General features: G+C 67.5%; 22 protein-coding genes. 9 read left to right on the top strand and 13 right to left on the bottom strand.

What is annotated here, in order from left to right; all coding sequences use genetic code 11:
• The first annotated feature begins 112 nt into the window (after positions 1-112).
• Entirely contained in the window at positions 113-556 is a 444-nt protein-coding gene (gene mexR, locus AC1RB9_RS02190; protein WP_003114897.1) for an effux pump transcriptional repressor MexR, read from the top strand.
• Between the two features lie 68 nt (positions 557-624).
• Here the strand turns inward: mexR and AC1RB9_RS02185 are convergent, their stop codons facing one another.
• The 3 genes from AC1RB9_RS02185 to AC1RB9_RS02175 all read right to left on the bottom strand — a co-directional run bounded on the left by AC1RB9_RS02185 (position 625) and on the right by AC1RB9_RS02175 (position 3452).
• A complete protein-coding gene (locus AC1RB9_RS02185) occupies positions 625-1200 on the bottom strand; it encodes a YceI family protein (protein ID WP_003084626.1) in 576 nt (191 codons plus the stop codon).
• 11 nt (positions 1201-1211) lie between these two features.
• Entirely contained in the window at positions 1212-1781 is a 570-nt protein-coding gene (locus tag AC1RB9_RS02180) for a cytochrome b (protein ID WP_003106133.1), read from the bottom strand.
• A gap of 180 nt (positions 1782-1961) precedes the next feature.
• Positions 1962-3452 (bottom strand): flavin monoamine oxidase family protein, encoded by a 1491-nt coding sequence (locus AC1RB9_RS02175; protein WP_003118815.1) that lies wholly within the window; start codon positions 3450-3452, stop codon positions 1962-1964.
• 173 nt (positions 3453-3625) lie between these two features.
• Between AC1RB9_RS02175 and AC1RB9_RS02170 the strand changes: the two genes are divergently transcribed.
• The 3 genes from AC1RB9_RS02170 to AC1RB9_RS02160 all read left to right on the top strand — a co-directional run bounded on the left by AC1RB9_RS02170 (position 3626) and on the right by AC1RB9_RS02160 (position 7294).
• Positions 3626-5029: an adenosylmethionine--8-amino-7-oxononanoate transaminase gene (locus AC1RB9_RS02170; RefSeq protein ID WP_003117900.1), complete on the top strand. Its 1404-nt coding sequence runs from the start codon at positions 3626-3628 to the stop codon at positions 5027-5029.
• 92 nt (positions 5030-5121) lie between these two features.
• Positions 5122-5844 carry a 16S rRNA (uracil(1498)-N(3))-methyltransferase gene (locus tag AC1RB9_RS02165; protein WP_003459277.1) on the top strand — a complete coding sequence of 241 codons (723 nt, stop codon included), beginning with the start codon at positions 5122-5124 and terminating at the stop codon, positions 5842-5844.
• A 34-nt stretch (positions 5845-5878) separates the two neighbouring features.
• Positions 5879-7294 (top strand): hypothetical protein, encoded by a 1416-nt coding sequence (locus AC1RB9_RS02160; RefSeq protein ID WP_004346594.1) that lies wholly within the window; start codon positions 5879-5881, stop codon positions 7292-7294.
• A gap of 7 nt (positions 7295-7301) precedes the next feature.
• Here the strand turns inward: AC1RB9_RS02160 and AC1RB9_RS02155 are convergent, their stop codons facing one another.
• The 10 genes from AC1RB9_RS02155 to pilG form a co-directional block, all read right to left on the bottom strand.
• Positions 7302-7913 carry a LysE family translocator gene (locus AC1RB9_RS02155; protein ID WP_003084610.1) on the bottom strand — a complete coding sequence of 204 codons (612 nt, stop codon included), beginning with the start codon at positions 7911-7913 and terminating at the stop codon, positions 7302-7304.
• A gap of 75 nt (positions 7914-7988) precedes the next feature.
• Complete coding sequence (locus AC1RB9_RS02150; protein ID WP_003117898.1) at positions 7989-8783, bottom strand: AraC family transcriptional regulator; 795 nt, start codon at positions 8781-8783, stop codon at positions 7989-7991.
• A gap of 7 nt (positions 8784-8790) precedes the next feature.
• Positions 8791-9297, bottom strand: coding sequence for a chemotaxis protein CheW (locus tag AC1RB9_RS02145; RefSeq protein ID WP_003106119.1), 507 nt, complete (start codon positions 9295-9297; stop codon positions 8791-8793).
• Positions 9294-10325, bottom strand: a complete 1032-nt coding sequence (locus tag AC1RB9_RS02140) for a chemotaxis protein CheB (protein ID WP_003118811.1) — start codon at positions 10323-10325, stop codon at positions 9294-9296. Before AC1RB9_RS02140 ends, AC1RB9_RS02145 begins: the two co-directional genes overlap by 4 nt.
• Complete coding sequence (gene chpA / locus AC1RB9_RS02135; protein ID WP_003459273.1) at positions 10318-17736, bottom strand: chemotaxis signal transduction system protein ChpA; 7419 nt, start codon at positions 17734-17736, stop codon at positions 10318-10320. Before chpA ends, AC1RB9_RS02140 begins: the two co-directional genes overlap by 8 nt.
• An 11-nt stretch (positions 17737-17747) precedes the next feature.
• On the bottom strand, positions 17748-18623 hold the full coding sequence (pilK, locus tag AC1RB9_RS02130) for a type 4 fimbrial methyltransferase PilK (protein ID WP_003084594.1): 876 nt from the start codon (positions 18621-18623) through the stop codon (positions 17748-17750).
• 60 nt (positions 18624-18683) lie between these two features.
• Positions 18684-20732, bottom strand: coding sequence for a chemotaxis chemoreceptor PilJ (gene pilJ / locus AC1RB9_RS02125; RefSeq protein WP_003084592.1), 2049 nt, complete (start codon positions 20730-20732; stop codon positions 18684-18686).
• An 84-nt stretch (positions 20733-20816) separates the two neighbouring features.
• Positions 20817-21353 carry a chemotaxis protein CheW gene (locus AC1RB9_RS02120; RefSeq protein ID WP_003084590.1) on the bottom strand — a complete coding sequence of 179 codons (537 nt, stop codon included), beginning with the start codon at positions 21351-21353 and terminating at the stop codon, positions 20817-20819.
• A gap of 50 nt (positions 21354-21403) precedes the next feature.
• A complete protein-coding gene (gene pilH / locus AC1RB9_RS02115) occupies positions 21404-21769 on the bottom strand; it encodes a twitching motility response regulator PilH (protein ID WP_003084587.1) in 366 nt (121 codons plus the stop codon).
• Between the two features lie 46 nt (positions 21770-21815).
• Complete coding sequence (gene pilG, locus AC1RB9_RS02110; protein ID WP_003084583.1) at positions 21816-22223, bottom strand: twitching motility response regulator PilG; 408 nt, start codon at positions 22221-22223, stop codon at positions 21816-21818.
• 254 nt (positions 22224-22477) lie between these two features.
• Between pilG and gshB the strand changes: the two genes are divergently transcribed.
• From gshB to pyrR, 5 genes are all read left to right on the top strand, one after another.
• Complete coding sequence (gene gshB / locus AC1RB9_RS02105; protein ID WP_003100943.1) at positions 22478-23431, top strand: glutathione synthase; 954 nt, start codon at positions 22478-22480, stop codon at positions 23429-23431.
• Positions 23432-23577: 146 nt separating this feature from the next.
• Complete coding sequence (locus AC1RB9_RS02100; protein ID WP_003162015.1) at positions 23578-24471, top strand: energy transducer TonB; 894 nt, start codon at positions 23578-23580, stop codon at positions 24469-24471.
• 48 nt (positions 24472-24519) lie between these two features.
• Positions 24520-25089 carry a YqgE/AlgH family protein gene (locus AC1RB9_RS02095; RefSeq protein WP_003100947.1) on the top strand — a complete coding sequence of 190 codons (570 nt, stop codon included), beginning with the start codon at positions 24520-24522 and terminating at the stop codon, positions 25087-25089.
• Positions 25089-25523, top strand: coding sequence for a Holliday junction resolvase RuvX (gene ruvX / locus AC1RB9_RS02090; protein ID WP_003084575.1), 435 nt, complete (start codon positions 25089-25091; stop codon positions 25521-25523). The genes AC1RB9_RS02095 and ruvX overlap by 1 nt, the downstream gene beginning before the upstream one ends.
• A 111-nt stretch (positions 25524-25634) precedes the next feature.
• Positions 25635-26147 carry a bifunctional pyr operon transcriptional regulator/uracil phosphoribosyltransferase PyrR gene (gene pyrR / locus AC1RB9_RS02085; RefSeq protein WP_003084574.1) on the top strand — a complete coding sequence of 171 codons (513 nt, stop codon included), beginning with the start codon at positions 25635-25637 and terminating at the stop codon, positions 26145-26147.
• Positions 26148-26162: the final 15 nt, after the last annotated feature.

The following is a 26162-nucleotide window of genomic DNA, read 5'->3' as shown; positions in this document are numbered from 1 at the left end:
GGCGCCATGGCCCATATTCAGAACCTGAAACAAGGTTGATAAGGTCAACTAAAATAAGCAAAATAGTTGACTGGATCAACCACATTTACATTAGGTTTACTCGGCCAAACCAATGAACTACCCCGTGAATCCCGACCTGATGCCCGCGCTGATGGCGGTCTTCCAGCATGTGCGGACGCGCATCCAGAGCGAGCTCGATTGCCAGCGACTCGACCTGACCCCGCCCGACGTCCATGTATTGAAGCTTATCGACGAACAACGCGGGCTGAACCTGCAGGACCTGGGACGCCAGATGTGCCGCGACAAGGCACTGATCACCCGGAAGATCCGCGAGCTGGAGGGAAGAAACCTGGTCCGCCGCGAGCGCAACCCCAGCGACCAGCGCAGCTTCCAGCTCTTCCTCACCGACGAGGGGCTGGCCATCCACCAGCATGCGGAGGCCATCATGTCACGCGTGCATGACGAGTTGTTTGCCCCGCTCACCCCGGTGGAACAGGCCACCCTGGTGCATCTCCTCGACCAGTGCCTGGCCGCGCAACCGCTTGAGGATATTTAAGAACATTCTTTTCGAAGCACAATGAAAAACGCCGGCGATCGCCGGCGTTTTTCGTTTCAGGTATCCGCTTACTGGCGAATGCCTTCGACGGAGAGCAGCAGCTCGACTTCCTGGGATGCCGGGCCGAGGTCCATCTTGATGCCGAAGTCTTTCAGCTTCAGGGTGGCGCTGCCTTCGAAGCCGGCACGGTAGCCGCCCCACGGGTCGTCGCCCTGGCCGATCAGCTTGGCCTTGATGGTGACCGGCTTGGTCACGCCGTTCAGGGTCAGGTTGCCGGTGATGTCGGCGCTGTCGCCGTTGGCCTTCACTTCGGTGGATTCGAAGGTAGCGGTCGGGTTCTTGCTGACGTTGAGGAAATCACCGCTGCGCAGGTGCTTGTCACGCTCGGCATGGTTGGTGTCCACGCTGTTGGTGTTGATGGTCACCTTGACCTTGTCGGCCGACGGGTTCTTCTCGTCGAAGGTGAAGCTGCCGTCGAAGTCGTTGAAGCGGCCGTACAGCCAGCTATAGCCCAGGTGCTTGATGCGGAACTCGATGAAGGCGTGCTGGCCTTCCTTGTCGATCTTGTAGTCCGCGGCCATTGCCTGGCCGGCGGTGAACAGTGCGGAGCCGAGCGCCAGCGCGGCAAGGGTCTTCTTCAGCATGGACATTCTCCTTAACGTGGTTGTTGATCATTCGACGAGCGACCGAGCATGCGCTTTAGGGTCGGGTCGCGGTCGACGAAGTGATGCTTGAGGGCGGCCAGGGCATGGAGGACGGCGAAGACCACCAGCGCCCAGGCCAGGTAGAGATGGATTTCACCCGCGACGTCTGCCTGGTCGGGCAGCCCGCTGAGGGTTGCCGGCACGGAGAACCAGCCGAACACGCTGATCGGTTCGCCGTCGGCGGTGGAAATCAGGTAGCCCGCGACGATCACCGCCAGCAGCAGCCCGTACAGCGCGAGGTGGCCAAGCTTGCTCGCTACCCGCGTGAGCGGACCGTGGTTGGCCGGCGCCGGCGGCGGCGGGCTGACGAAACGCCAGACGATCCGCACCAGCAGGGCAATGGCCAGCAGGATGCCGATGCTTTTATGCAGCGCCGGCGCGGGGTGGTACCAGGGGTCGTAATAGCTCAGTTCGCGCATCCACAGGCCCAGGCCGAACAGGCCGAAGACCACCAGCGCGCTGCCCCAGTGCAGGAACAGGCTGAATACGCCGTAACGGGATGAGGTATTGCGCCACTGCATGAAAAACTTCCTTGAAAAGCGAAGCCTCAAGACTAGCGGCAAATCCATCGAGTTAAAGCAGAAAATTCTGCTTTGAAACATCGATTCACAAGATAGGTTCGCAGGCTAAGAAAAAACCCCGGATTGCGCTGCGAACCGGGAAGCGCAAGGCGCCGGAGCTTCCGGCGCCGGCGAAGGGGATCAATCGAACAGGCGGGTGAACCAGGCGAACGGGTTCTTCTTCTCGCCGCCGGTCGTCGGTGCGGCCACCTTCTCGGCCTTCGCCACCATCGGCGCGCCCTCGATCACCGGCGTCTTGCCGGCATACAGGTCGCGCACCTGGCTGGCCGCGCGCTTGCCGCTACGCAGCGCGCCCTCGATGGTGCCGGGGTACAGCGCATCGGTGTGCTCGCCGGCGAAGGCGACCCGCGACAGCGGCTGTTCCCAGATCCGCCAGAAACGCGTCACCTGGCCCGGACCGTAGGCCAGGTAGGAACCACCGGTACCCGGATCGGCGCTGTAGCGACGAATTTCGTAGCCGGCGAAGGCACCGCGCATCTTCGGATAGAACTTGTTCATGCGGATCAGCACCTGATCGACCATCTGCCGGTCGCCGAAAGCCTGCAGCACGCGGGCGTTGTCGCCGGACAGGTTGATCAGGACGTTGGCGCCGCCTTTCAGCGCCGGCTCGACCCAGATCATGCCCAGGCCCTGGTCGCTGAAGATCTCGCCGGAGAGGCGCGACTTGTCGTCCCACACCGGACGCTTGAACTTCAGCAGGATCTGGTCGCGCCAGCCATAGTTGGTGCCCTTCAGCGCGGACATCTGGGTACCGCTCAGGGACGGGGTCATCTGGATCTGGCCGAGCGCCTTCAGCGGCACGGCGAGAACCACGTAGTCGGCCTTGTAGGTCTCGCTGCCGGCCTTGACGGCGACGCCGTCCTTGGCCTGGACGATGCTCGACACCTTGGATTTGGTCTTGATCGTCTTGATCTGCTTGACGAAGGCTTCCGCCAGCACCTGGCTGCCGCCGGGCAGGCGCGCCGCGCGCAGGTCGCGGTCGTCGACGCCACGGTAGGCGCGGCCCTGCTGGGCGAGGTAGAGCAGCGACAGGCGCGACGGTTCGTCGTAGCGCGAACGGATACGCTGGTTGACCAGCAGGCGCGCGGTCGGCGACAGGTTCAGCTTGTCCAGCCAGCGCGCGGCGTTCATCTGGTCGAGGGCGAACAGGGTATTGCTCGAGGCAGGGTTGAGCGGGTCGGAGATCGATGCCGAGAGATCGTCCAGGGTCGACTCGAAGCGCTTGAGGTCGGCGGCGACGTTCGGCTGCTTGAGCGCGAGATCGCTGCTGCTGTAGTACAGGCCGTCGATCAGGTAGCTGGGGGTGCGGACGAAGTCCGGCGCCGGCACCGGCTTCAGCTTGAAGGTGTCCAGGTAGGCATTGAGCGTGGGCTGGACCTTCTGGTTGCCGACCCATTCGCTGGTGGCCAGGCCGGAACGCCCGCCCACCTGCGGCCGCGCCTCGAGCACCGTGACCTGCCAGCCGTCCTTCTGCAATTCGTAGGCCGCGCTCAGGCCTGCCAGGCCCGCGCCGACGACGATCGCCGTAGGCTGTTTATCCTTGCCCAGCGCCACCGCGCTGAACACCCCCAACATGAGAAACGCCGCGGCGCGCAGCCACCTTAACGACATACCGGACTCCCCAGGAAAAAAGCAAAGACGCAACGGCGCGCAGCATACGCCAGAGCCGTTTGGGCCACCATAGGAGTCCGTCGGCGGCTGCTGTCGGATGTGTCCCAACCCGCCGGGTTGTTCATCTCACCCCCATTGCATAGGCTTTGCCGATCGATCCGAGGAGACAGCCCATGGGCCTTAACGCCGACTGGATGCAGCGCGACCTGAACGTACTCTGGCATCCCTGTACCCAGATGAAAGACCACGAACGCCTGCCGGTGATCCCGATCCGCCGCGGCGAAGGCGTCTGGCTGGAGGATTTCGAAGGCAAGCGCTACATCGACGCGGTCAGTTCCTGGTGGGTCAATGTGTTCGGTCACGCCAACCCGCGCATCAACCAGCGCATCAAGGACCAGGTCGACCAGTTGGAGCACGTGATCCTCGCCGGATTCAGCCACCAGCCGGTGATCGAGCTGTCGGAGCGACTGGTGAAGATCACCCCGCCGGGGCTCGACCGGGTGTTCTACGCCGACAGCGGCTCGGCGGGCATCGAGGTCGCGCTGAAGATGAGCTACCACTTCTGGCTCAATAGCGGCAGGCCGCGCAAGAAGCGCTTCGTCACCCTGACCAACAGCTACCACGGCGAAACCATCGCGGCGATGTCGGTGGGCGACGTGGCGCTGTTCACCGAAACCTACAAGTCGCTGCTGCTCGACACCATCAAGGTGCCCAGCCCGGACTGCTTCCTGCGTCCGGACGGCATGTGCTGGGAAGAACATTCGCGGAACATGTTCGCCCATATGGAGCGCACCCTGGCCGAAGGGCACGACGAGATCGCCGCGGTCATCGTCGAACCGCTGATCCAGGGCGCCGGCGGCATGCGCATGTACCACCCGGTCTACCTCAAGCTGCTGCGCGAAGCCTGCGACCGCTATGGCGTGCACCTGATCCACGACGAGATCGCGGTGGGCTTCGGCCGCACCGGGACGATGTTCGCCTGCGAGCAGGCCGGCATCGCCCCGGATTTCCTCTGTCTGTCCAAAGCCCTCACCGGTGGCTACCTGCCGATGTCCGCGGTGCTGACCAGCGAGACCGTCTACCGGGGCTTCTACGACGACTACCAGACCCTGCGCGCCTTCCTCCACTCGCACACCTATACCGGCAACCCGCTGGCCTGCGCCGCCGCCCTGGCGACCCTGGACATCTTCGAGGAAGACAAGGTGATCGAGGCCAACCGCGCGCTGTCCACCCACATGGCCAGGGCCACCGCGCACCTGGCCGACCACCCGCATGTCGCCGAGGTGCGCCAGACCGGGATGGTCCTGGCCATCGAAATGGTCCAGGACAAGGCATCCAGGACGCCCTACCCCTGGCAGGAGCGCCGCGGCCTGAAGGTCTTCCAGCATGGCCTGGAGCGCGGCGCGCTGCTGCGCCCGCTGGGCAGCGTGGTGTATTTCCTGCCGCCCTACGTGATTACCCCGGAGCAGATCGACTTCCTCGCCGAGGTGGCCAGCGAAGGCATCGACATCGCCACCCGCGACGCGGTCAGCGTGGCGGTCAGCGACTTCCACCCGGACCACCGCGATCCGGGCTGAACGTCGCCGCCCCTTCGTTCCGAGGGGGCCGGTTCCAGCGCCCCGCGGCAGGCAGTAAACTGCGCGCCTGTCGCCACTACCCTCGAATCGCCATGCGCCTGTCCCGCTTCTTCGTCGACCAGCCTCTCTCCCTCGGCCAGCACGACCTGCCCGAGGCCCAGGCCCACTACATCGGCCGCGTGCTGCGGCACGCCACGGGCGACGCCGTGCAACTGTTCGACGGCAGCGGCCGGGAATACCTCGGCGAGCTGGTCGAGGTCGGCAAGAAGAATGTCCGCGTCGAACTCCGCGAGCAGTTCGCCGGCCAGCCCGACTCGCCCCTGCGTATCCACCTGGGGCAAGGCCTGTCGCGCGGCGAGCGGATGGACTGGGCGATCCAGAAGGCCACCGAGCTGGGGGTGGCGGAAATCACCCCGATCGTCAGCGAGCGTTGCGAAGTGCGCCTGAAGGACGAGCGCGCCGACAAGCGCCTGCAGCACTGGCGCCTGGTGGCGATCAGCGCCTGCGAGCAGTGCGGCCGTTCGAGCCTGCCGCTGATCCATCCGCCTCTGGCCCTGGAGGACTGGCTGCGCGGGCGGGACGATGACCTCAGGCTGGTCCTGCACCCTGTGGCCGCCCCCCTGGCCAGCCATGCGCCGCCGTCGCGCCTGGCCTTCCTGGTGGGTCCCGAAGGCGGCCTGAGCGATGCCGAGGTGGAGCAGGCTCAGGCGGCCGGTTTCCACTCCGCGCGCCTCGGCCCGCGAGTGCTGCGCACCGAGACCGCGCCGGTGGTAGCGTTGGCGGTGGCCCAGCAACTCTGGGGCGACTTCACCTGATATCCCTCCCGCCGCTTTACAACGGCGACAGCCAGTGAATACCGTTGCGCAACCCACTTCGCAACGGATCGCACGCATGGACACGCCCGTTACCTTCGATTGGAAGATCCGCCTGCCCGACGTGCTCGGCGTACTCCGCCGAGACTATGCCGGACGCTTCCCGCAGTTGGCCTCCGCCGCACTGGAGACGCTGCTGGAGCGCCTGCGCGACGACCTTCCCGAGGATTTCCTGCCAGCCCTCGGCCAGGAGCTGGAATCCCTCGGACTGGCGTTGGTGGAACGCCTGGACGAAGACGACAGCCTGAACCTGTACGTGGTCGGCGCCCCCCACAGCCAGCGCCTCCTCGATGCACTCGCAGCGCAGGGCCACAACGCCCGCACGCTGCGCCAGGAAAACGCCCCCGAGGGCGCCCGGGCGGCCCTCCCCGCCGCCGCGCCGGCCGGCCTGGCGCCGGCTTCGGCCTACATCTGCCTCGAACACGCCGAGCACCTGGCGCCCGGCCTGGCCATCGCCCGCCTGCCGGGCGAGGACAGCCGCGACCTGCTGGACCTGCGCCAATGGCCCAGGCTGCAACGCCTGCCCGATGGCGCGGAGGAAACCCAGGGCGCGTTGCTCTGCCGGGCCAGTTCGGCGGACGGCCTGCACGCCTGGGTCAGGATGACCCGTTCGGGAAGCCCCTACGCCTGGCTGCATCGCTCCCGCGACCTCGCCTCGTTGACGCCCGAACTACCGCCCTTGCCGCTGCCGCCGGCGCAGTCGTTGCGCCAACGCCGCACCCCGGAACTTGCCATCGGCCTGGCCGGGGACGACCTGCTCCTGGCCGACCGCGGCCTGTTCTTCCTCTATCCGGGCTTCGCCCAGGGCAACGACGAACCGCGGTTGCTCTTCGAGGTGCCGCAAGCGCGGCGCTCCATCGAGAATCCGCCGGCGGTCTTCACCACTCCGGACCAGCGCGTCTGCCTGCTCTCCCGCGGGCAGTTCTTCGAATGGCGCGAGGCACGCATCCAGCCCCTGCCGTTCCCCGTCGGCAAGGATCTGCCCGCCGATCCGGCGCAACCGACCTCGGCGGCGCCCGGGACCATCGTCTGGCTGGAGCGTGAAACGCTCTGCGAAGGCCGGCTCGACAGCGGCGAGATCCGCAGCCACTCGCTGGACGGCCTGGCCGAAGGCCCCTACCTGAAGCTCCAGGCCCTGGACGGAGGCTGGCTGCTCCTGGCGCCGTGGCTGGAACCGCATCGCTCGCGGGACCTCGCCCAGCTCTGGCACCTCGAATCCGGCCGGGCGCTGCGCATCCGCTACGGCGAACTGGACCTGGAGGGCGGACTACAGCACTGGGCGGAGCTGCCCGACGGCCGGATCGTCGTCGGCGACCATGCCCGGCATGTCGACCTCGGCAGGTTCGAAAGCCTGCGCCAACGCCTGCTGCGGCGGCGCCTGGCGCCGGCCTGAGGCGCGTCTACAGCCCGCGCAGCGCCAGTCCCGCCAGGCCGAGCAGGAGCACGCCGCAACCGGCGTAGCTGACGCGGTGCCAGAACAGCGAGGTGTTGCGCCGCAGCCAGTCCACCAGCGCCGCGCAGCAAAAGCACCAGATCAGCGACGAGAGCATGAAACCGGCGAAGAACACCAGCGACTGCGCCTGGTTCGGCGTGCCGTCGACGATCCCCGCCAGGGCGCTGCCGAGGGCACCCCAGTAGACCACGTTCTTCGGATTGGACAGGGAGATCGCCGCGCCGGCGCCGAAGGCGTTGCGCCCCTGCTCGCCGGCATCCTCCGCCGCCAGCGGCGGACTCCAGGCGTCGCGCAAGCCTTGCACGCCGAGCCAGGCCAGGTAGGCGGCACAGGCCAGGGTCAGGGGAATCCGCACCTGCTCGTAGCCCAGCAGCAGCGCCAGTCCGGTAAGCCCGAGCAGGGCCCAGACGGCATCGCCGATCAGCGACCCCAGTTGCACCAGCAACGCCGGGCGGAAGCCGCCGGTCAAACCGCGGCGCAGCGTTTCGCTGAACACCGCGCCAGGGGAAACATTGAAGGCGAAACCGAACAGCAAGGCGGCGAGGAAGATGGCGAGCATGGAACGACGACTCCGTGGTGGGACGTCGGATTATCCCGGCCGGCGGCTCCGCCGACTTGAACCGGATTGCGCAGTTCAGCCGCGCACGGCGCGCTGGTAGCGGCCCGGCGAAATGCCGTAGGCGCTGGTGAAGTAACGGGTCAGGTGGCTCTGGTCGGCGAAGCCCAGGGCGTGGGCCACCTCGCCCACCGCCAGGCCACGGCGCAACAGGCCGAGGGCGCGGCGGGTGCGCAGTTGCATGCTCCACTGGCGCGGGCTGAGCCCGGTGGCCTTCTTGAACGCCCGCAGCAGGTGGTATTTCGACAGGCCCACCTGCTCCGCCATCTCATCCAGGTCCGGCGGTTCGGCCAGGCGCTCGGCGAGCAGCGCCTGCAGGCGGGCGACAGCCGGGCGCCCAGGATCGGCCCTCTGCGGCAAGCGGGTGCCGCTCGCCGCCAGCAGGCGGCCAAGGAAATCCAGCAGGCGCTCCTCGCCCCGTTCGCGGGCGAAACGGTCGCTGGCCAGCAAGGCTTCGATGCTGGCGGCCAACTCGCGGCCCAGCGCCGGACTGCGCAGCAGCGGGCGGTCGAACTCGACGGAGGAAAGATCCAGGCTGCTCGCCAGTTCGGCGGCAGGCAGATAGAGGCTGGCGAAGCGCCAGGGCTGGCCGTCGCGGACGCCGCCGCCCTGGATCTGCCCCGGGTTGTAGAGGGTCAGGTCGCCGCTGTCGGCCTGGAAGGTACGGCCATCCAGCCAGACATCTTCCAATCCGCAGAGGTTGGCGCTGATGACGAACTCGTCGTGGCTGTGCTTCTCGAAGCGGTGCCCGGCCAGGCTGGCGCTGGCGACCTCGAGGGAGGCGCCGATCCGCGCGTGCTGCAGGCCGGCCATGGACGGCTCAGATCAGGCCGGCGTCGGCGAGCTTCTCTTCGAGCCCGGCCAGGTCCGGAATCCGTGCGGTTTCGCCGCCGATGTCCACCGCCGCCAGTTCCAGCGCCGCCAGCGGCGCGGCGGTGCTCGCGAGATTGGCGTCCAGCCGCACCGAGCGCGGAATGCCCTGCACCAGCAGGGCGAGGAACTTCACATGGGGTCGTCCGCCGAGGGCGTTGATGACCACCACCCGCGCGCTGCTGCCGAGCACCGGCTGCTGTTCGCCGCTGGAGGCCGCCTCGAAGGACAGCAGCGGCAGGCGCAGGTCGCGCCAGGCCACCTGGCCCAGGTACCACTGCGGCAGGCCGGCGGCGACCTGCGGGTTGCGATAGGCGATCAGTTCGGCCACGGCGACGTTGGGCAACAGCAGGGTGCGGTCGCTCAGCGGCAGGAGCAGCCCGGTGAGGCTGTCCGGGGTCGGGTTGGCTGGGGTGTTCCGGCTCATGCCATCCTGCTCGATCACGGCCTGGTTCATGTTTCGACTCCTGTCGGCGCGCAGCGTGCGGCCAGATGCTTGACCAATGCCTCGGCCAGTTCGCGGGGGCTGGCATTGAAACTGCTGTAACCGGCTTCGCGCAAGCTGTCCGGCATGCTCGAACAGACGCAACTGTCGGCGCGCTGGGTCCATACCTCGCCACCCTGGCGCCGCACGTAGGCGGCAGCGGCGCTGCCGTCGCTACCCATGCCGCTGAAAACGATCACCCCGCAGTCGGGGCCGAACTGCTGGGCCAGGTTGAGCATCATCTGGTCGATGGACGGGGTGTAGGGTTCCGGCCAGGAACGCTGGCTGCATTTCAGTCGCCCGTCGTGGTGGAAACCGAGCTCGTGCAGCACCGGCACCACCATGACCTCGCCGCAACGCAGCGCTTCACCGTCGCGGACGTTCTTCACATGCCACTGGCTGTGCCGGCCGACTGCCTGCGGCAGGTTCTGCTCGAAGCTGGCATCGATGTGCTGGGCATAGAGGAAACCGATCGGCAGGCCGCCGGGCAAGGCGTCGAGAAATGCCTTCACCGCCGCCGGGCCGCCGAGCGAGGCCGCCAGCAGCCACACCTCGCGGGCCGCTTCGCCGGCCTGCAGCGGCATCGCCGCGAGGTCGCCGGGAATCTCCAGGCGCGGCGGACGCTCCTCGTCGAGCAATGCACCGAGGCTGTCGCCAACGCCATCGCTGGGGTCGCCGATCAAGCGCTTCAGCTTGCCGATCAGCCGCCGCTCCCAGCGCGGGTAATGTTCGGTATGCCGCTCCGGCGCGTGGCCCTCGCCGAACAGCACCGGCGCACGGTCCTGCTCCAGCAGGCTGTCCAGCAGCGGCGAGTCGTCCTGCTGGGTCAGGTCCACCAGCCACAGGTCGGGCGCGCACTCCAGCGCGGCGTCGTCGACCCTGGCCGGGTCGGCGTTGAGCACCACCTCGTAACCATGGCCGAGCAGCGCCTGTTGCAACACGTGGCGCTGCAACGAGGTGTCGGCGATCACCGCGACCCGTGGCGTGACGCGCTCACTCATGCTGGCCGACCAGGGACTGGATGGCTTCGAGCAGCTCGGTTTCCTGGTAAGGCTTGCCGAGGTACTGGTTGACGCCGATGCCCAGCGCGCGCTCGCGGTGTTTCTCGCCGGTCCGCGAGGTGATCATGATGATCGGCAGGTTGCCCAGGCGCTCGTCGTGGCGCACCAGGGTGGCGACCTCGAAACCGTCCATGCGCGGCATCTCGATGTCCAGCAGGAGGATGTCCGGACGGTGCTCCTGGAGCTGGGCGATGGCGTCCACGCCGTCCTTCGCGGTCAACACGTTCATGCCGTTGCGCTCCAGCAGGCGGGTGGTGACCTTGCGCACGGTGACCGAGTCGTCCACCACCATGACCAGCGGCGGCCGCTGCTGCTCGCTTTCGCTCGCCGCCATTTCCTGGCGCAGCGCCAGGCGTTCGCGACGGCTTTCCTGGCCGAGCAGCGCGTGCCGGGAGCGGATGGTCGCCAGCAGGTCGAGGATCACCACCACCCGGCCATCGCCGAGCAGGGTCGCCCCGGAAATCCCGGCGACCCCGGCGAACTGCGGACCGAGGCTCTTCACCACGATCTCGCGGGAACCGGCCAGCGAGTCGACCTGCACCGCCACCGCATGCTCCGAGGAGCGCACCAGGATCACCGGCAAGGGCAGCGACTGGCCGACCAGCTTGGGTTCCTGGCCGTTGTTCAGCAGCTCGCCGAGGTACTTCAGTTCGTAGGACTGCCCGGCGTATTCGAAGCTGGGCGTATCCAGCCCCGCCTCGCCGCGCTGGTCGTAGAGCGCCTCCAGTTCGTAGGGCGAAACCCGCACGATGCCCTCGATGGTGTTCAGCGGCACCGCGTAGAGATCCTCGCCGGATAGCACCATCAGCGCCCGGTTCACCGACACGGTGAACGGCAGCCGCACGTTGAAGCGGGTGCCCTGGCCCGGCTCGGTCTGGATGCTCACCGAGCCGCCGAGCTGCTTGACCTCGGAGTTGGCCACGTCGAGGCCGACGCCGCGCCCGGAGATCTGGGTGACCTTTTCGGCGGTGGAGAAACCGGACTCGAGCACGAACTGCAGCACTTCATGATCGCTGAGGTCGCTGTCGGCGCTCATCAGGCCACGCTCGATGGCCTTGCGCCGTACCGCATCGAGGCGGATGCCGGCGCCGTCGTCGGAGAGGGTGAGGAGAATGTCGCCGCCCTCGCGGCCGATGTTCAGGCGGATCGTACCGTGCTCCGGCTTGCCCGCCGCGCGGCGCGTCTCGCCGGACTCGATGCCGTGGTCCACGGCGTTGCGCAGCATGTGCTCCAGCGGCGCGACGATGCGTTCGAGGACGGTACGATCCATCTCGCCGTCGGCGTTGCCGACCACGAATTCGACCTGCTTGCCAAGCTCGCCGGCCACCTGCCGGACGATCCGCCGCAAACGCGGTACCAGCCGATCGAACGGCACCATGCGGGTGCGCATCAGGCCTTCCTGGAGTTCGGTGTTGACCCGCGCCTGTTGCAGCAGCAGGGTCTCCGCGTCACGGTTCTTCGCCGCCAGGGTTTCCTTCAGGTCGAGAAGGTCGGAGGCCGATTCGAAGAGTGCGCGCGAGAGCTGCTGCAACTGCGAATAGCGGTCCATTTCCAGCGGGTCGAATTCTTCGTAGCCGGCGCGTTCGGCATCGGCCTGGTGACGCGAGAGGATCTGCGCCTGGGTCTCGGTGTCGAGGCGGCGCAACTGGTCGCGCACCCGCTCGATGGTGGACTCCATCTCGCCGAGGGTGAAGCCGACGTCGCTCACCTGCTGCTCGACCCGGCCGCGGAAGATCGAGGTCTCGCCCGCCAGGTTGACCAGGTTCTCCAGCAGTTCCGCCGGCACCTTCACCAGCTCCTGCGGGGCACGTCGGGAAGCGGCCTCCTGGGCCGCCTCCTGGGCCTTGCGCACGAACGGCAGGGTGGTGGCCGGGGCGGCCGGAGGCGCCGCCTCGGCCGCCATGATCGCGCCAGCCGCCGGGGCCAGGCGGGTCAGCTCGGCCAGCGCGGAGGCCACCGCGCGGCCGGTATCGTCGGCCTGGACCAGCGCCTGGGCGGGCTCGGGCCGCTCACCGGCCTCGTCGTCCTCGGCCAGCCGCTCGCGCAACAGGTCGACCTGCCGCTGCAGGCCTTCCAGCCCCGACTGCGCATCCAGCAGCAGGCTGTCCGGCCACGGCGCGCCCTGTTGCTGCGCATCGGTGAGATGCTGCTCGAGGTCGTGGGCCAGGTTGCCCAGCTCGGTCTGTCCGGCCAGGCGCGCACCGCCCTTGAGGGTGTGCAGGATCCGCAGCAGGTCGTCCAGCGGCTGGGCGTCGCCGTTGCCGCCGTCCCAGCGGCCGAGCGCCAGTTCGAGGTTCTCTAGCAGGTCGTCGGCTTCCTCGAGGAAGATGTCGAGGATCTCGCTCTCGTCGGCCGCCGCGCCCTTCGCCGCCAGCGGCTTGAGGCTGACGCTGGTGGGTACGCTCAGTTGCTCGTCGGGATCGCTGCGCAGGCGCCTGATCTCCGCGATCAGCGCCTGCCCGTCGGGCAGCGTGCGGTGGCCACGCACCGCCTCGAGCATCTCGGCCAGCTCGTCGTGGCAGCGCTGCAGCAGGCCGAACAAGGCCGGGCTGGCGCGCAGGCGTCCACCGCAGAGGCCTTCGTAGAGGAATTCAAGCTCATGGGCGAGGTCGCCGATCTCGCCGATCTCGGCCATCCGCGCACCGCCCTTGAGGGTATGCAGGTCGCGCTGCAAGGCTTCCAGTTCGATGGTGTTGTCGACGTCGTCCATCCAGCGCTGCAACGCGGCGGCAGCGCTGTCGAGGATATCGAAGCCTTCCTCGAGGAAGATCTCCACCAGTTCGGGATCGCGCTCTTCGAACGCCTCCGCAGCAGGCGCGGCGGGCTCCTCGACGGCAGGTGCAACGAGTTCCTCGACAGGGCTTTCCGCCTCGCCCGGTGTCGCGGCCTCGGCCACCGGGCCCTGGCGGAACCGGCGGATCGACTGGATAAGGTCGTGCGGGTCGGCCAGGGGCTGGCCGGCGCTCAACTGGTCGAGCTGTTCGGCCAGGCGGTCGTGACAGGCTTGCAGCAATCCGGCCAGTTGCGGGGAGTGCTGGTAACGGCGGTCGACCAGTCCTTCGTAGAGGGCCTCCAGCTCGTGGGCCAGGTCGCCGATCTCGGCGATCTCGGCCATCCGTGCGCCGCCCTTGAGGGTATGCAGGTCGCGCTGCAGGGCGCTGAGCGAAGACAGCGCGCCCGGCTCGGCCTGCCATTGGGCCAGTGCCTGGCCGGCGCTTTCGAGGATGTCCACCGCCTCTTCGAGGAAGATCGACACCATTTCCTCGTCCAGCTCGCGGCCGGGAGCCGGTGCAGGCGCTGCCGGTACGGTCTCCTCGGCAGGCGTCCCGGCCTCTTCGAAGACCGCCTCGGGGAGGGCCGGTTCTTCGTCTTCCGGGGGGAAATCGTCGGCGCCGAGGCTCTCCGGGTCGATGAACGGAACGGCCTCGGCGGCGGGCGCTTCCAACAGCTCCTGCAGGGCCGCGACCCGCTCCGGACGCGGCGTGACCTGCAGGCCGGCGGCGACCTGGTCCATCATCCCGATCAGCGCCTCGTGGGCCTGGCGGGCTTCCTCGAAGAACGCCGGGCTGACCGCCAGGCGGCCTTCCTCGACGGCATCGTAGAGCGCCAGCAAGGCCTGGCAGAGTTCTTCCACCTGTGGCAGCTCGGCATGCCGGGCGCCCCGGTCCAGAGTGCTGAGCTCCTCGCGCAGCGCACTCAGTTCCTGGCGCTCCTGCGGATGCTCGTGCCAGCGCTCGAGCAGGTCCTCGGCGTCCAGCAGGATGTCCATGCCTTCGACGAGGAACGCCTCGATCAGCAACGGATCGCGGCGCTCGCCGGCATCGCTGTAGCGCTCGGCCTCGAGCGAGGCGATGCGTTCCTGGTGCAGTGCCTCGATACGCTCCAGCAACGCGTCGCTGCCGGGGATCGGGTTCAATGGCCGTTGCGCGCCGACCTGCTCCAGGCCGATGCGGAACAGTTGCTCGGCGTCGTGCAGCAACTCGGCTTCGCGCAGGTCGAAGGCGAGCAGGTTGGACTTGTATTCCTTGACCAGTTTTTCCAGCGGCGTGGCGATCTCCGCGATCGGCAGGATGCCGGCCATGTGTGCGCTGCCCTTGAGGGTATGCAGGGCACGCTGCAAGGCATCGGTGACCGGCTGCGGCAGTTCGCGGGCGCAGTCGGCGAGGAAGCCGACCAGGGCCTCGAGATGGGTTTCCGCCTCGTTGGTGAAGATCTCCAGCAGTTGCGGATCGAGCAGTTCGACGTCGCTCTGCGCCTCGGCAGCGGCCTGCGGCGCGTCGGCCAATGGCGGCGCCTGGACGCCGTTGTCCAGGCTCGACGGCTGCTCCGCCCCGGCTTCCGGCGGTACTCCGCCGTCGTCCGGCGCCGGCGGTTCCGGCAGCGGCTCGCCCTTGGCCAGGGCATGCGCGGTGGCCGCCAGCAGGTCGACATCGTCGCGCTGGCGCTGGGCATTGGCGGCGAACTCCTCGACCAGCTCCGGCAACAGGGCCACGACCTGGTCCACCACTCGCTGCACCGGCTCGCTGGCGGCGATGCTGCGATCGAGCACGCGGTTGAACAGGTTCTCTATCGACCAGGCCAGTTCGCCGATCACCAGGGCACGGACCATCCGCCCGCTACCCTTGAGGGTATGGAAGGCACGGCGTACCTCGGTCAGCGCTTCGCGGTCGTCGTGGTCGGCTTTCCAGGCCGGCAGGTAGCGGCCGATGGTCTCCAGGACCTCGCCGGCCTCCTCGATGAAGACCTCGCGCAGTTCCTCGTCCACCGGTTCCTCGTCGGCCGGCGGTGGCAGCAGGCTGACCGGAACGTTCTGCGCCGGCGGGTTGATCGGCTGCACCGGCGCAGCCATCACCTCGGCCAGAGACAGGGCCGGCGCTTCGCTGGCGAGCGCCTCGGCGGCAGGCGGCGCCTCGGCCTCAGCCTCGGGCAATTGCACCTCGGGGAGATCGAGGTCGGAAAGATCCAGTTCCTCCAGGCTCGAGCCCTCCCAGGCGGACACCTCGCCCTCCGCCTCCGGCAAGGCTACATCCAGCGGCAGCGGATCGAGCGCATCGAGAACCAGCTCCTGTTCAGCGGAGCCGTCGAAAGGCTCCAGCGCCGGCAACGGCTCGAGGCTTTCCAGCGGCGCGTCGAAGGACAACGCCGGCTCCTCCAGGCTCAGATCCAACGTCTCGCCGGCCTGCGCCGGCTGCGCCAGGTCATCGCCGAGCCCCCACTGCTCCGGCAGCGACCAGTCCGCCAGGGCCGCCGGCCCGGAGGCCGGGGCCGCATCGGCGGGCAGGTCGAGGCCGGAGAGATCGATCTCGTCGAGGCTGAAATCGTCCAGGCTGCGGGCAGGCGCCGGGGTCGACTGCGGCTGGCCGCTCTCCTCGACCACCTCCGGCAACGCCGGCGGCACTTCGGCGGAATCGTCCAGCGGCAGGTCCAGGGCCAGGTCGAGGGACGGCTCGCCGGCGTCGGGCGCGACTTCGCCAAGGGTCCAGTTGTCGTCGCTGGCCAGCTGCGGGGCATCTTCCCTCGCGGCCTCGGCAGGAGCCGTGTCGGCGGGCGGTTGCTCCGCTGTCTCGGCGACCTCGACGACCGCCTCCGGCCTCTCCGGCTCGGCAGCCGGGGACTCGATGGCAGCGGGCCCGGACAGGCCAGGCTCGGCCGGGGCCGACGAATTCGGTTTCAGCGTATAGCCGAGGTTCGCCAGGCTGTCCTCGGCGACGTCGAGGATCAGGTCGCTCTGGCTGGCATGGTCCTCGCTCAGGCGCTCCAGGTAATACTCGACGCTGGTGATGGCATCGGCCAGGGTATCCAGGCTCTGCCAGTCCGGCACCGCCTTGCGCGCCAGCAGCTGTTCCTGGATATAGCGGTTGCAGGTTTCCAGCAGGGTCGCGGCGCGCTCCAGCGGGATCATCGCCAGGCCGCCGCGGACCTGGGTCAGCAGCTCCGGCACGCGGGCCAGGTGCTCGTGGTTCCACTGCGAGGCGATGAACTCGATGATCGCGTCCTTGGCCTGCTCCAGACCGTTGCGCGCTTCCTTGATCACCAACTGGTGGATCTGCGCCACATCGGTGGTGGGCAGGCGGCTTTCCTCGCTGTTGCGCTCGTCGCCGGGACCGGCCATGCCGGCCAGGGTGGCCTCGACGTAGAGCAACGCGCCGGCGACGTCCATCAGGATCGCGTCGCTCGGCTCGCGGCGGCCCTGGGCCAGGGCGTGGATGACGTCCAACTGGTCGAGGATGACCTTGCGCGGTTGGCCGAAGCCGAGTACCGCCAGGGTATCGGCGATCTGCTTGAGCGGCGCCAGGAGGGCGTCCAGTTCCGAGGGGTGGCCACGGTCGCTGCGCACGAACAGGTCGAGGCTGTCCTTGATCCGCACCAGTTCCTCGCACAAGGCACCGACCACCGAACGCATCGCGTCGCGGTCGGGTCCGGCGAGGCGGGCGCGCTCGGCGTCCACCGTCTCGTGGTCGGGCAGCGCCTCGTCGAGGCGGTACTGTTCCTTCAGAGCGCGGATCCGCGGCGACTGCGAAGGCGCCTTGGCCACGTAGAACAGCAGGTTCTTCACCAGCTCGTCCGGCGCGGCCTGGTTCAGGCCGTCGGCGCCCTGCTCGACCAGGCGCTTGAGTTCGCGGTCGAGCTGGCGCAGCAGGGTGCGCACCGAGGCGCTGTTGACCACGCTACCGTTGGCCAGGCCCTCGACCAGGCCGGAAGCGATGCTCCACAGCGGCCCCAGCGGTGCCTCGCGGCACAGGCCCTCCAGGCGCGCATAGACACGCGCCAGGTAGCCGAGGCTGGTCGCCACGTCCTGGTTGCGCAGCAGGCCGACCAGGGCCATCTGCTGGGTCTGGCGCAGCTTGCGCAGCAAGCCGCCGAGTTCGTCGGTGCGCAGTTGCGCGATGGCCTCGCCGTCCAGTTGCGGCTGGCGCTGCGACAGGTCGGGCGCGAACAGGCTGGTTTCCGAGAGCAGCTTCTCGCCGCGCGCGGCGCGCAGGTCGTTGAGCAGCGGCAGGACCACCATCGGCAGGTCGCGCCGGGCGGTCTGGATCCGGTCGAGGTAGACCGGCAGTTGCAGGATCGCCTGCATCAGCACTTCCAGGGCCTCGCCCTGGTTCGGCACGCGACCGTCCAGCAAGGCCTGGACCAACTGCTCCATTTCCTCGGCGAGCAGGGCCGCGCCGTAGAACTCGACCATCTGCAGGGTGCCCTGCACCTGGTGCACGTAGGTCAGGCAGAACCGCATGCGGGTCGGGTCCTGCGGGTTCTCGACGAACGCTTCCAGCGCCTGGCGCGCCTGTTTCAGGGTTTCGGCGATCTCGCCTTTCACCCATTCCAGAGCGACGTAGTCGTGCCGGTCACCCATAGCCACTCCATTCATGTGCCTGAGTACCCCTTACGGGTAAAGGCCAGGACCCGCTCGTCGGCGACCGGCTCGAGCTCCGGATGGCTCCAGTCGACCACTTCGCCGACCCCGATCACCAGCAAGCCTCCCGGCGCCAGCCGTTCGGCCAACCGGTTGAGGATCTCGCGCCGTCGCCAGCGACGGAAGTAGATCAGCAGGTTCTGACAAAAAATCACGTCCATGCCGGACCAGGGCGCCTTCGCCAGGTCCAGCACATTCAGCCGGGCGCAGCAGACGCGCTCGGTCAGTATCGTTTTCACGCTGAAGCTGCCGTCGGCCTGGCGTTCGCAATAGCGTTCGACCAGTCCGGCCTCCAGTTGCTCCAGCTTGCGGGCCGGATAGTTCGCCTGCCGCGCCCGCTGCAGGGCGTGAAGGCTGATATCCGTCCCGGTGACGCCGAAAAAATCTTCCCGTTCCTGCCCGCGCAACGCCTGCGCGGCGCACATCGCCAGCGAGTAGGGTTCCTCGCCGCTGGAGCAGCCGACGCTCCACAGGGCCCAGGGCCGCGGCATGCCTTCGCGGCGCAGGCGCTCGCCCAGGTAGCGCTCGAGCAGCTCGAAAGACGGGGGATGACGGAAAAAACGGGTTTCCTGGACGGTCAGGCGGTCCAGCAGGGTCGCCCACTCCACTGCGCCACGCGGACCGTCGGTCACCTGGCGGTAGTAGCTGTGGTAGTCGCCGATGCCCAGTTCACGCATGCGCGCGGTCAGGCTGGCCTGCAGGAACGTCCGGCGCTGCTCGTTGAGCACCACGCCGGTGCGGTTCTCCAACAGGACCTGCCAGTCGCGGAACTCCGCTGCCGACATATCGGCCAGCGGCTGCAGTGACCAGACGCCGTTCGCCTGCATGCCGTGCCCCTCGTCCAAGGTGTCGACGCGGCGCCCGCCAGGCGGCCGCCGCGCCTATGCTCAGGCCTGCTCCACGCCCTCCGGCAGTTTGAAGCCGGATACCGAGTTGCGCATCTCGCTCGCCATCTTCGCCAGGTTGCCGATGCTCCGCGCGGTGGCGGTGGTACCGGCGGAGGTCTGCGAGGTGATCTCCTGAATGACGTTCATGGTGTTGGAAATGTGGCCGGCCGACGATGCCTGCTGACGGGCGGCGTTGGAGATGTTCTGGATCAGTGCCGCGAGGGTCTTGGATACCTTCTCGATCTCCTCCAGGGCCACACCGGCGTCCTGGGCCAGGCGCGCGCCGCGGACCACCTCGGAGGTGGTCTGCTCCATCGAGATCACCGCTTCGTTGGTGTCGGTCTGGATGGTCTTCACCAGCGCCTCGATCTGCTTGGTCGCCGCCGAGGAACGTTCCGCCAGTCGCTGTACCTCGTCCGCTACCACGGCGAAGCCGCGGCCCGCGTCCCCGGCCATCGACGCCTGGATCGCGGCGTTCAGGGCGAGGATGTTGGTCTGGTCGGCGATGTCGTTGATCAGGCTGACGATGTCGCCGATCTCCTGGGACGATTCGCCGAGGCGCTTGATTCGCTTCGAGGTGTCCTGGATCTGCTCGCGGATGTTGTCCATGCCGGTGATGGTGTTGTGCACCACCTCGTTGCCCTTGTTGGCGATGGCTACCGAACGTTCCGCTACCGCCGAGGATTCCGAGGCGTTCGCCGATACCTGGTCGATCGACACCGCCATTTCGTTGATCGCCGCCGAGGCGCCGGCGATTTCCTGCGCCTGGTGCTCGGAGGCTTCGGCCAGGTGCATCGCGGTGGACTGGGTTTCCTGGGCCGCTGCGGCCACCTGCACGGCGGTCTGGTTGATGGTCTCCACCAGTTCGCGGAGCTGGTCGATGGAGTAATTGATCGAGTCGGCGATGGCGCCGGTGAAGTCCTCGGTCACGGTCGCGGCCACGGTCAGGTCGCCGTCCGCGAGGTCGGCGATCTCGTCGAGCAGACGCAGGATCGCGGCCTGGTTGCGGTCGTTCTTCTCGGCGGTCTCGGCCAGCCGGCGGTTGGTCTCGCGCACCATCACCAGGCCGATCAGGATGATCGAGGCCAGGGCCAGGGCGCCGAGGACGTAACCGGCGAACAGGTTGATGCTACGCCCGCCGGCCAGGTTCTCGAAGCCGTCGGCCAGTTGCGAGGCCTTGTCCAGCAGGGTCTGCGAAACGCTGAAGATGTTGTTCGCCGCTTCCCGGACCTGGAACAGGTCGGGCGAGGTCTCGAGGATCTCGTCCACCGAACCGGAGACGAACTCGAAGAGTTCGGCGATCTCGTTCAGGCGATCCACCGCCTCGGCGTTGGTCACCTTGGAGATGCTCATCGCCGCGTTGCCTTCCTGCATGCCCTTCAGTACGCGGCCGAACAGGCTGGCGTCGCGGCCGAAGCTGTCGGCGGCCTGCACCGAGTTCTCGTCGCCGGCCAGCACCTTGTTCACCGAGCCGAGGATACGTTCGGCGAGCAGCGACTGGCGCTGGGCGACCGCGACCTGGTCGGCCGGAGCACCGTTCTCCAGCAGGATGTCGACCACCTCTTCGTATTCCACCTGCAGCTGCGGGATGGTTTCGGCGAGGGTCGAGGCCACCTGGTGCAGGGACAGTACGGTCTGTTCGCTGGCGAGGATGGAGTCGGCGTTCTTGCGCAGGCCGTCCCAGTCCTGCTGCACCACGTCCATCTGCGGCTTCACCGCTTCGGGACTGGGCGGCAGGGATGTGCTCTCGTCGCCGTTGACCAGGATGTTCCAGCGTTTCTCGAAGTCGTTGCGCGCATCCTTCAGGAGCTTGAACGCCTCGCCCTTGCCCGCCGCCGCTTCGGTGGCGTTCTTCGCGATCCGCTGCGACAGGACGCGCAGTTCGCCGGCATGGCCGATGTACTGCTTGTCATGGTTCGACTGGGTGTTGAGGTAGGCAAAGTTGGCGAACAGCAACACGATCGAGACGATGAGGACGATGAACAGCCCCGCGATCACCGAGCTGCTGCGCATGCCCGCGAAAAGATTGCCTGCGTTGATTTTCTTCATATTTGGCCCCCGCCCGGACCGACCACGATTACGATTTCCATGTCACGACACGGGCCGGCAGACCGGCCCAACCGGTGAAGCTGTTTATACGGCGACGTCGAGGAAGCCCTGGTGTTGCGCCAGCGCATGCGGGCTGAACACCAGCCACGGCTGCTCTCGATGGAAGACGCCATGAATGAAGGGTTGCAGTGCCGCTTCTAGTGGCGGCAGCTGTTCGCTGAAGGTGTCCACCGGGAAGTGCTGCATGCCGAACACCTCATCGACGATGAGGCCGGCGAACACGTCCAGGTGCTCCACCACCAGCACCCGCCGCTGCTTGCGCAAGGGCGACAGTTCGGTGCCGAGGAAACCGCAGAGGTCCATGATCGGCAGCAGGCGGCCACGTACGTTGGCCACCCCCTTGACCCAGGTCTTCACGCCCGGCAGCTGGGTGTAACGCGGTTCGTGCAGGACTTCGCCGACCTCCCCCATGGGGGCGACGAAGAACCGCCCGCCCATGCGGAAGCCGATCCCGCTCCAGCTCTGCACCGCCTCCTGCTGGGCCGGCAGGCCGGCGGCCAGGCGTCGGCAGCGCTGATCGATGTCGACGAGGAGCTGGAAGGGGGTCTGAACGTCCGACATGCGGGGCCTGGTCTTTCCGGGGTCAGGGTGAGCGATGCGCTGCGACGGGCTCAGCCCGCCAGCACCGCATTGATGGTTTTCAGCAGGGTCTCTTCGTCCACCGGCTTGGTCAGGTAGTCGCGAGCGCCCTGGCGCTTGCCCCAGACCTTGTCGGTCTCCTGGTCCTTGGTGGTGACGATGATCACCGGGATGGCGCTGGTCTCGGCGTCCTTGGTCAATTGACGGGTCGCCTGGAAGCCGTTGAGGCCGGGCATGACGATGTCCATTAGGACCACGTCGGGCTTTTCCTGGCGGGCCAGGGCGACGCCGTCGCCGCCGTTCTCGGCCTTGAGTACCTGGTGACCATGCTTTTCCAGCATGGCGGTCAGCTTGTACATCTCGGTCGGAGAGTCATCAACAATCAAAATACGAGCCATGGGATCCCCATCACGAAATAAGCATCAACGGCCATGCGGCCGGATATCAGGAAACGGCGTCCACCGGGGTGAAGCTGGGTACGTGTGCCTTGATCGCGCCCAGCAGCTCTTCCTTGCTGAACGGCTTGGTGAGGTACTGGTCGGAGCCGACGATGCGCCCCTTGGCCTTGTCGAACAGGCCGTCCTTGGAGGACAGCATGATCACCGGGGTGGACTTGAACGCGCTGTTGTTCTTGATCAGGGCGCAGGTCTGATAGCCATCCAGGCGCGGCATCATGATGTCGACGAAAATGATGTTCGGATGGGTATCGGCGATCTTCGCCAGGGCATCGAAGCCGTCGATTGCCGTGATCACGTCGCAACCGACCTTTTTCAGCAGTGTTTCGGCGGTGCGACGAATCGTTTTCGAATCGTCGATCACCATCACTTTCAAACCGTCGGATTGCTGTTCCATGTTCGCCCTATATCGACTCGGTGAATCATTCTTCTGTGTTTTCTTCAGTGCGCTAACGCCCTGTCACCGACGGGCTGCGACCCAATCGCGGGCCTTTTTAGCACACTCGACGCAACTCTATCCATAATGCCCGGAACAGGCCGGCTTTTTCCTTGACCAAGCGCAAACGGGGCGCCAACCTGAGCGTCAAACCCGCTTGCCACGCGGCCTCCCCGCCGCGACCGGACAACCCACCCCCTTTCGGAGGAATTCCCATGAGCGTACGCCTCGGGATCGTCATGGACCCCATCGCGCGCATCAACTTCAAGAAGGACAGCTCGCTCGCCATGCTGCTGGCTGCCCAGGCCCGCGGCTGGTCGCTGTTCTACATGGAACAGCAGGACCTCTACCAGAAGGCCGGCGTCGCGCGTGGACGCATGCGCCCGCTGAAGGTCTTCAACGATGCCTCCCGCTGGTTCGAACTGGAAGCGGAAAGCGACCAACCGCTGCACGAACTGGACGTGATCCTGATGCGCAAGGACCCGCCCTTCGATAACGAATTCGTCTATTCGACCTACCTGCTGGAACAGGCCGAGCGTGCCGGCGCCCTGGTGGTGAACCGGCCGCAGAGCCTGCGCGACTGCAACGAGAAGTTCTTCGCCACGCAGTTCACCCAGTGCACTCCGCCGACGATGGTCAGCCGGCGATCCGATATTCTGCGCGAGTTTGCCGCCGAGCATCGTGACATCATTCTCAAACCCCTGGACGGAATGGGCGGTTCGTCGATATTTCGTCACCGCGAAGGCGACCCGAACCTCTCGGTGATCCTCGAGACCCTCACCCAGCATGGCAGCCAGCAGATCATGGCACAGCGCTATCTGCCGGAAATCAAGGACGGCGACAAGCGCATCCTGATGATCGACGGCGAACCGGTGCCCTACTGCCTGGCGCGCATCCCCGCCCAGGGCGAGACTCGCGGCAACCTCGCCGCCGGCGGCCGCGGCGTGGCCCAGCCGCTGAGCGAGCGCGACCGCTGGATCGCCGCCGAGGTCGGCCCGCACCTGCGCGAGCGCGGCCTGCTGTTCGTCGGCCTCGACGTGATCGGCGATTATCTGACGGAAATCAACGTCACCAGCCCGACCTGCATCCGCGAGATCGACCAGGCCTTCGACACCCGCATCGGCGACAAGCTGATGGACGCCATCGCCGCCCAGTTGGCTGCCCGCTGAATCGCGCGGGCGGGCCTCGGTCCGCCCGCCTCGGCCCGGCCGATGCGCCACGGCGAGCGACCGCGTGTCCAAGGCGCGGAGTGCGTCATAGACTTTTCCGCCCCCCATCGGCAGACTTCGCCCCACGCCAGCCACCACGATCCGCAATGAACGCCGCCGTCCTCAAGTCCCCCTCCGCCGCTGCCGGCGTCCGCCCGGCGGACCGTTTGGGCTTCACCCTGTTCATCGCAGCCATCCTGCACGTCGCCCTCATCCTCGGGGTGGGTTTCTCCATGCCCGCGCCGAGCCAGATCAGCAAGACCCTGGAAATCACCCTGGCCACCTTCAAGAGCGACAAGGCGCCGGAGAAGGCCGACTACCTCGCGCAGATGAACCAGCAGGGCAGCGGAACCCTGGAGCACAAGGCCGCGCCGAAGACCACCGAGGTCGCGCCGTTCCAGGACAACCAGGTGAAGAAAGTCGCGCCGCCGGCTACGCCGAAGCAGGCCAGGAGCGAAGAGGCGCCCAAGGCCGCGGTGACCACCACCCGCCAGCGCCAGCAGAAGGCACCGAGCAAGACCCAGGCACAGAAGGCCGAGCAGGTCGCCAAGCCGGCGCCGCATTTCGACTCAACCCAGCTGTCGGCGGAAATCGCCAGCCTCGAGGCCGACCTGGCCAAGGAGCAGCAGGCCTACGCCAAGCGCCCGCGCATCCACCGCCTGAGCGCCGCCTCGACCATGCGCGACAAGGGCGCCTGGTACAAGGAAGACTGGCGCAAGAAGATCGAACGCATCGGCAACCTCAACTACCCCGACGAGGCCCGCCGGCAGAAGCTCTACGGCAGCCTGCGGCTGCTGGTGTCGATCAACCGCGACGGCACCATCTACGAGGTGCAGGTGCTGGAGTCTTCCGGCGAGCCGATCCTCGACCAGGCCGCCCAGCGCATCGTCCGCCTGGCCGCGCCCTATGCGCCGTTCAGCGGCGACCTGGCCGACATCGACCGGCTGGAGATCATCCGTACCTGGCGCTTCGAACGCGGCGACCGGCTGTCCAGCAAGTAGCGCCGGCAAGGCTGGCTTTCTCGCGTCCGAAGCAGGACACTAGCGGCCATGAAACAGAGCAGCCCAACCTACCTCAAGCATCATTTCCTGATCGCCATGCCGCACATGGCCGACCCCAATTTCGCCCAGACCGTGACCTACCTGGTCGAACACAACGAGCAGGGCGCCATGGGCCTGGTGATCAACCGTCCCAGCGGCCTCAACCTGGCGGAAGTCCTCGAACAGCTCAAGCCGGACGCCCTGCCGCCGGCGCGCTGCCAGCACATCGACATCTACAACGGCGGCCCGGTGCAGACCGACCGTGGCTTCGTCCTCCACCCCAGCGGCCTGAGCTACCAGTCGACCCTGGAACTGGGCGAGCTGGCGATGTCCACCTCGCAGGACGTACTGTTCGCCATCGCCGCCGGCACCGGCCCGGAAAAGAGCCTGATCAGCCTTGGCTATGCCGGCTGGGAAGCCGGCCAGCTGGAGGCCGAACTGAGCGACAACGCCTGGCTGACCTGCCCGGCGGACCCGGCGATCCTCTTCGACCTGCCGCCCGAGGAGCGCCTCAGCGCCGCCGCCGCGCGCCTGGGCGTCAACCTCAGCCTGCTCACCGCCCAGGCCGGTCACGCCTGATGGCCAGCGACAAGCCGCTGCGCCTGCTGCTGGGCTTCGACTACGGCACCCGGCAGATCGGCGTCGCCGTCGGCCAGGCGGTGACCGGCCAGGCCCGCGAGCTGTGCGTATTGAAGGCGCAGAACGGCGTGCCGGACTGGAACCGGGTGGAAGCGCTGATCAAGGAATGGCAGCCGGACGCCATCGTCGTCGGCCTGCCGCTGAACATGGACGGCAGCCCAAGCGAGATGAGCGAGCGCGCGGAAAAGTTCGGCCGCCGCCTCAACGGCCGTTTCAACCTGCCGGTCTTTACCCACGACGAACGCCTCACGACCTACGCCGCCAAGGGCGAGCGCCTGGCCCAGGGCCAGCGCGACGGCTACCGCGAGCGACCGGTGGACGCCCTGGCCGCCGCCCTGCTGCTGGAAGGCTGGCTGGCCGAACACCCGGATTGACCCATGGCAGCCGGCACGCCGCCGTTTGCCATTATGCTTTCGCCACCGCGGGCGCCTCCCTACAGCGGGCTCTCCCGGCGGCCATCCCATCGATGTCAGCGAGGAGCCACCATGAGCCTACCCAATCCCGCCGAACTCCTGCCGCGCATGGCCAGCGACCTGCGCGCCCATCTCGCCGAGCGCGGCATCGAGCGGCCGCGCTTCGTCGGCATCCATACCGGCGGCATCTGGGTCGCCGAGGCGCTGCTGAGGGAACTGGGCAACCAAGAGCCGCTGGGCACCCTCGACGTCTCCTTCTACCGCGACGACTTCACCCAGAACGGCCTGCATCCGCAGGTCCGCCCGTCGGCGCTGCCGTTCGAGATCGACGGCCAGCACCTGGTCCTGGTGGACGACGTGCTGATGAGCGGCCGCACCATCCGCGCCGCACTCAACGAACTGTTCGACTACGGCCGTCCGGCCAGCGTGACCCTGGTCTGCCTGCTCGACCTGAACGCCCGGGAGTTGCCTATCCGCCCCGACGTGGTCGGCCAGACCCTGTCCCTGGGTCGCGATGAACGGGTAAAATTGGTCGGTCCCGCACCGCTCGCCCTCGAGCGCAAGGTCCTTTCCTCCGCTTCCTGATCCTCTTCACTAGGG

The sequence above is a fragment of the Pseudomonas sp. 20-5 genome (assembly GCF_056782835.1).
This window is presented reverse-complemented; position numbering and strand designations above follow the sequence as displayed.

What these genes read in the sequence shown, in the direction of transcription:
- mexR (WP_003114897.1), top strand. Translation starts at nt 113, where the DNA reads ATGAACTACCCCGTGAATCCCGACCTGATGCCCGCGCTGATGGCGGTC.
- AC1RB9_RS02185 (WP_003084626.1), bottom strand. Translation starts at nt 1,200, where the DNA reads ATGCTGAAGAAGACCCTTGCCGCGCTGGCGCTCGGCTCCGCACTGTTC.
- AC1RB9_RS02180 (WP_003106133.1), bottom strand. Translation starts at nt 1,781, where the DNA reads ATGCAGTGGCGCAATACCTCATCCCGTTACGGCGTATTCAGCCTGTTC.
- AC1RB9_RS02175 (WP_003118815.1), bottom strand. Translation starts at nt 3,452, where the DNA reads ATGTCGTTAAGGTGGCTGCGCGCCGCGGCGTTTCTCATGTTGGGGGTG.
- AC1RB9_RS02170 (WP_003117900.1), top strand. Translation starts at nt 3,626, where the DNA reads ATGGGCCTTAACGCCGACTGGATGCAGCGCGACCTGAACGTACTCTGG.
- AC1RB9_RS02165 (WP_003459277.1), top strand. Translation starts at nt 5,122, where the DNA reads ATGCGCCTGTCCCGCTTCTTCGTCGACCAGCCTCTCTCCCTCGGCCAG.
- AC1RB9_RS02155 (WP_003084610.1), bottom strand. Translation starts at nt 7,913, where the DNA reads ATGCTCGCCATCTTCCTCGCCGCCTTGCTGTTCGGTTTCGCCTTCAAT.
- AC1RB9_RS02150 (WP_003117898.1), bottom strand. Translation starts at nt 8,783, where the DNA reads ATGGCCGGCCTGCAGCACGCGCGGATCGGCGCCTCCCTCGAGGTCGCC.
- AC1RB9_RS02145 (WP_003106119.1), bottom strand. Translation starts at nt 9,297, where the DNA reads ATGAACCAGGCCGTGATCGAGCAGGATGGCATGAGCCGGAACACCCCA.
- AC1RB9_RS02140 (WP_003118811.1), bottom strand. Translation starts at nt 10,325, where the DNA reads ATGAGTGAGCGCGTCACGCCACGGGTCGCGGTGATCGCCGACACCTCG.
- chpA (WP_003459273.1), bottom strand. Translation starts at nt 17,736, where the DNA reads ATGGGTGACCGGCACGACTACGTCGCTCTGGAATGGGTGAAAGGCGAG.
- pilK (WP_003084594.1), bottom strand. Translation starts at nt 18,623, where the DNA reads ATGCAGGCGAACGGCGTCTGGTCACTGCAGCCGCTGGCCGATATGTCG.
- pilJ (WP_003084592.1), bottom strand. Translation starts at nt 20,732, where the DNA reads ATGAAGAAAATCAACGCAGGCAATCTTTTCGCGGGCATGCGCAGCAGC.
- AC1RB9_RS02120 (WP_003084590.1), bottom strand. Translation starts at nt 21,353, where the DNA reads ATGTCGGACGTTCAGACCCCCTTCCAGCTCCTCGTCGACATCGATCAG.
- pilH (WP_003084587.1), bottom strand. Translation starts at nt 21,769, where the DNA reads ATGGCTCGTATTTTGATTGTTGATGACTCTCCGACCGAGATGTACAAG.
- pilG (WP_003084583.1), bottom strand. Translation starts at nt 22,223, where the DNA reads ATGGAACAGCAATCCGACGGTTTGAAAGTGATGGTGATCGACGATTCG.
- gshB (WP_003100943.1), top strand. Translation starts at nt 22,478, where the DNA reads ATGAGCGTACGCCTCGGGATCGTCATGGACCCCATCGCGCGCATCAAC.
- AC1RB9_RS02100 (WP_003162015.1), top strand. Translation starts at nt 23,578, where the DNA reads ATGAACGCCGCCGTCCTCAAGTCCCCCTCCGCCGCTGCCGGCGTCCGC.
- AC1RB9_RS02095 (WP_003100947.1), top strand. Translation starts at nt 24,520, where the DNA reads ATGAAACAGAGCAGCCCAACCTACCTCAAGCATCATTTCCTGATCGCC.
- ruvX (WP_003084575.1), top strand. Translation starts at nt 25,089, where the DNA reads ATGGCCAGCGACAAGCCGCTGCGCCTGCTGCTGGGCTTCGACTACGGC.
- pyrR (WP_003084574.1), top strand. Translation starts at nt 25,635, where the DNA reads ATGAGCCTACCCAATCCCGCCGAACTCCTGCCGCGCATGGCCAGCGAC.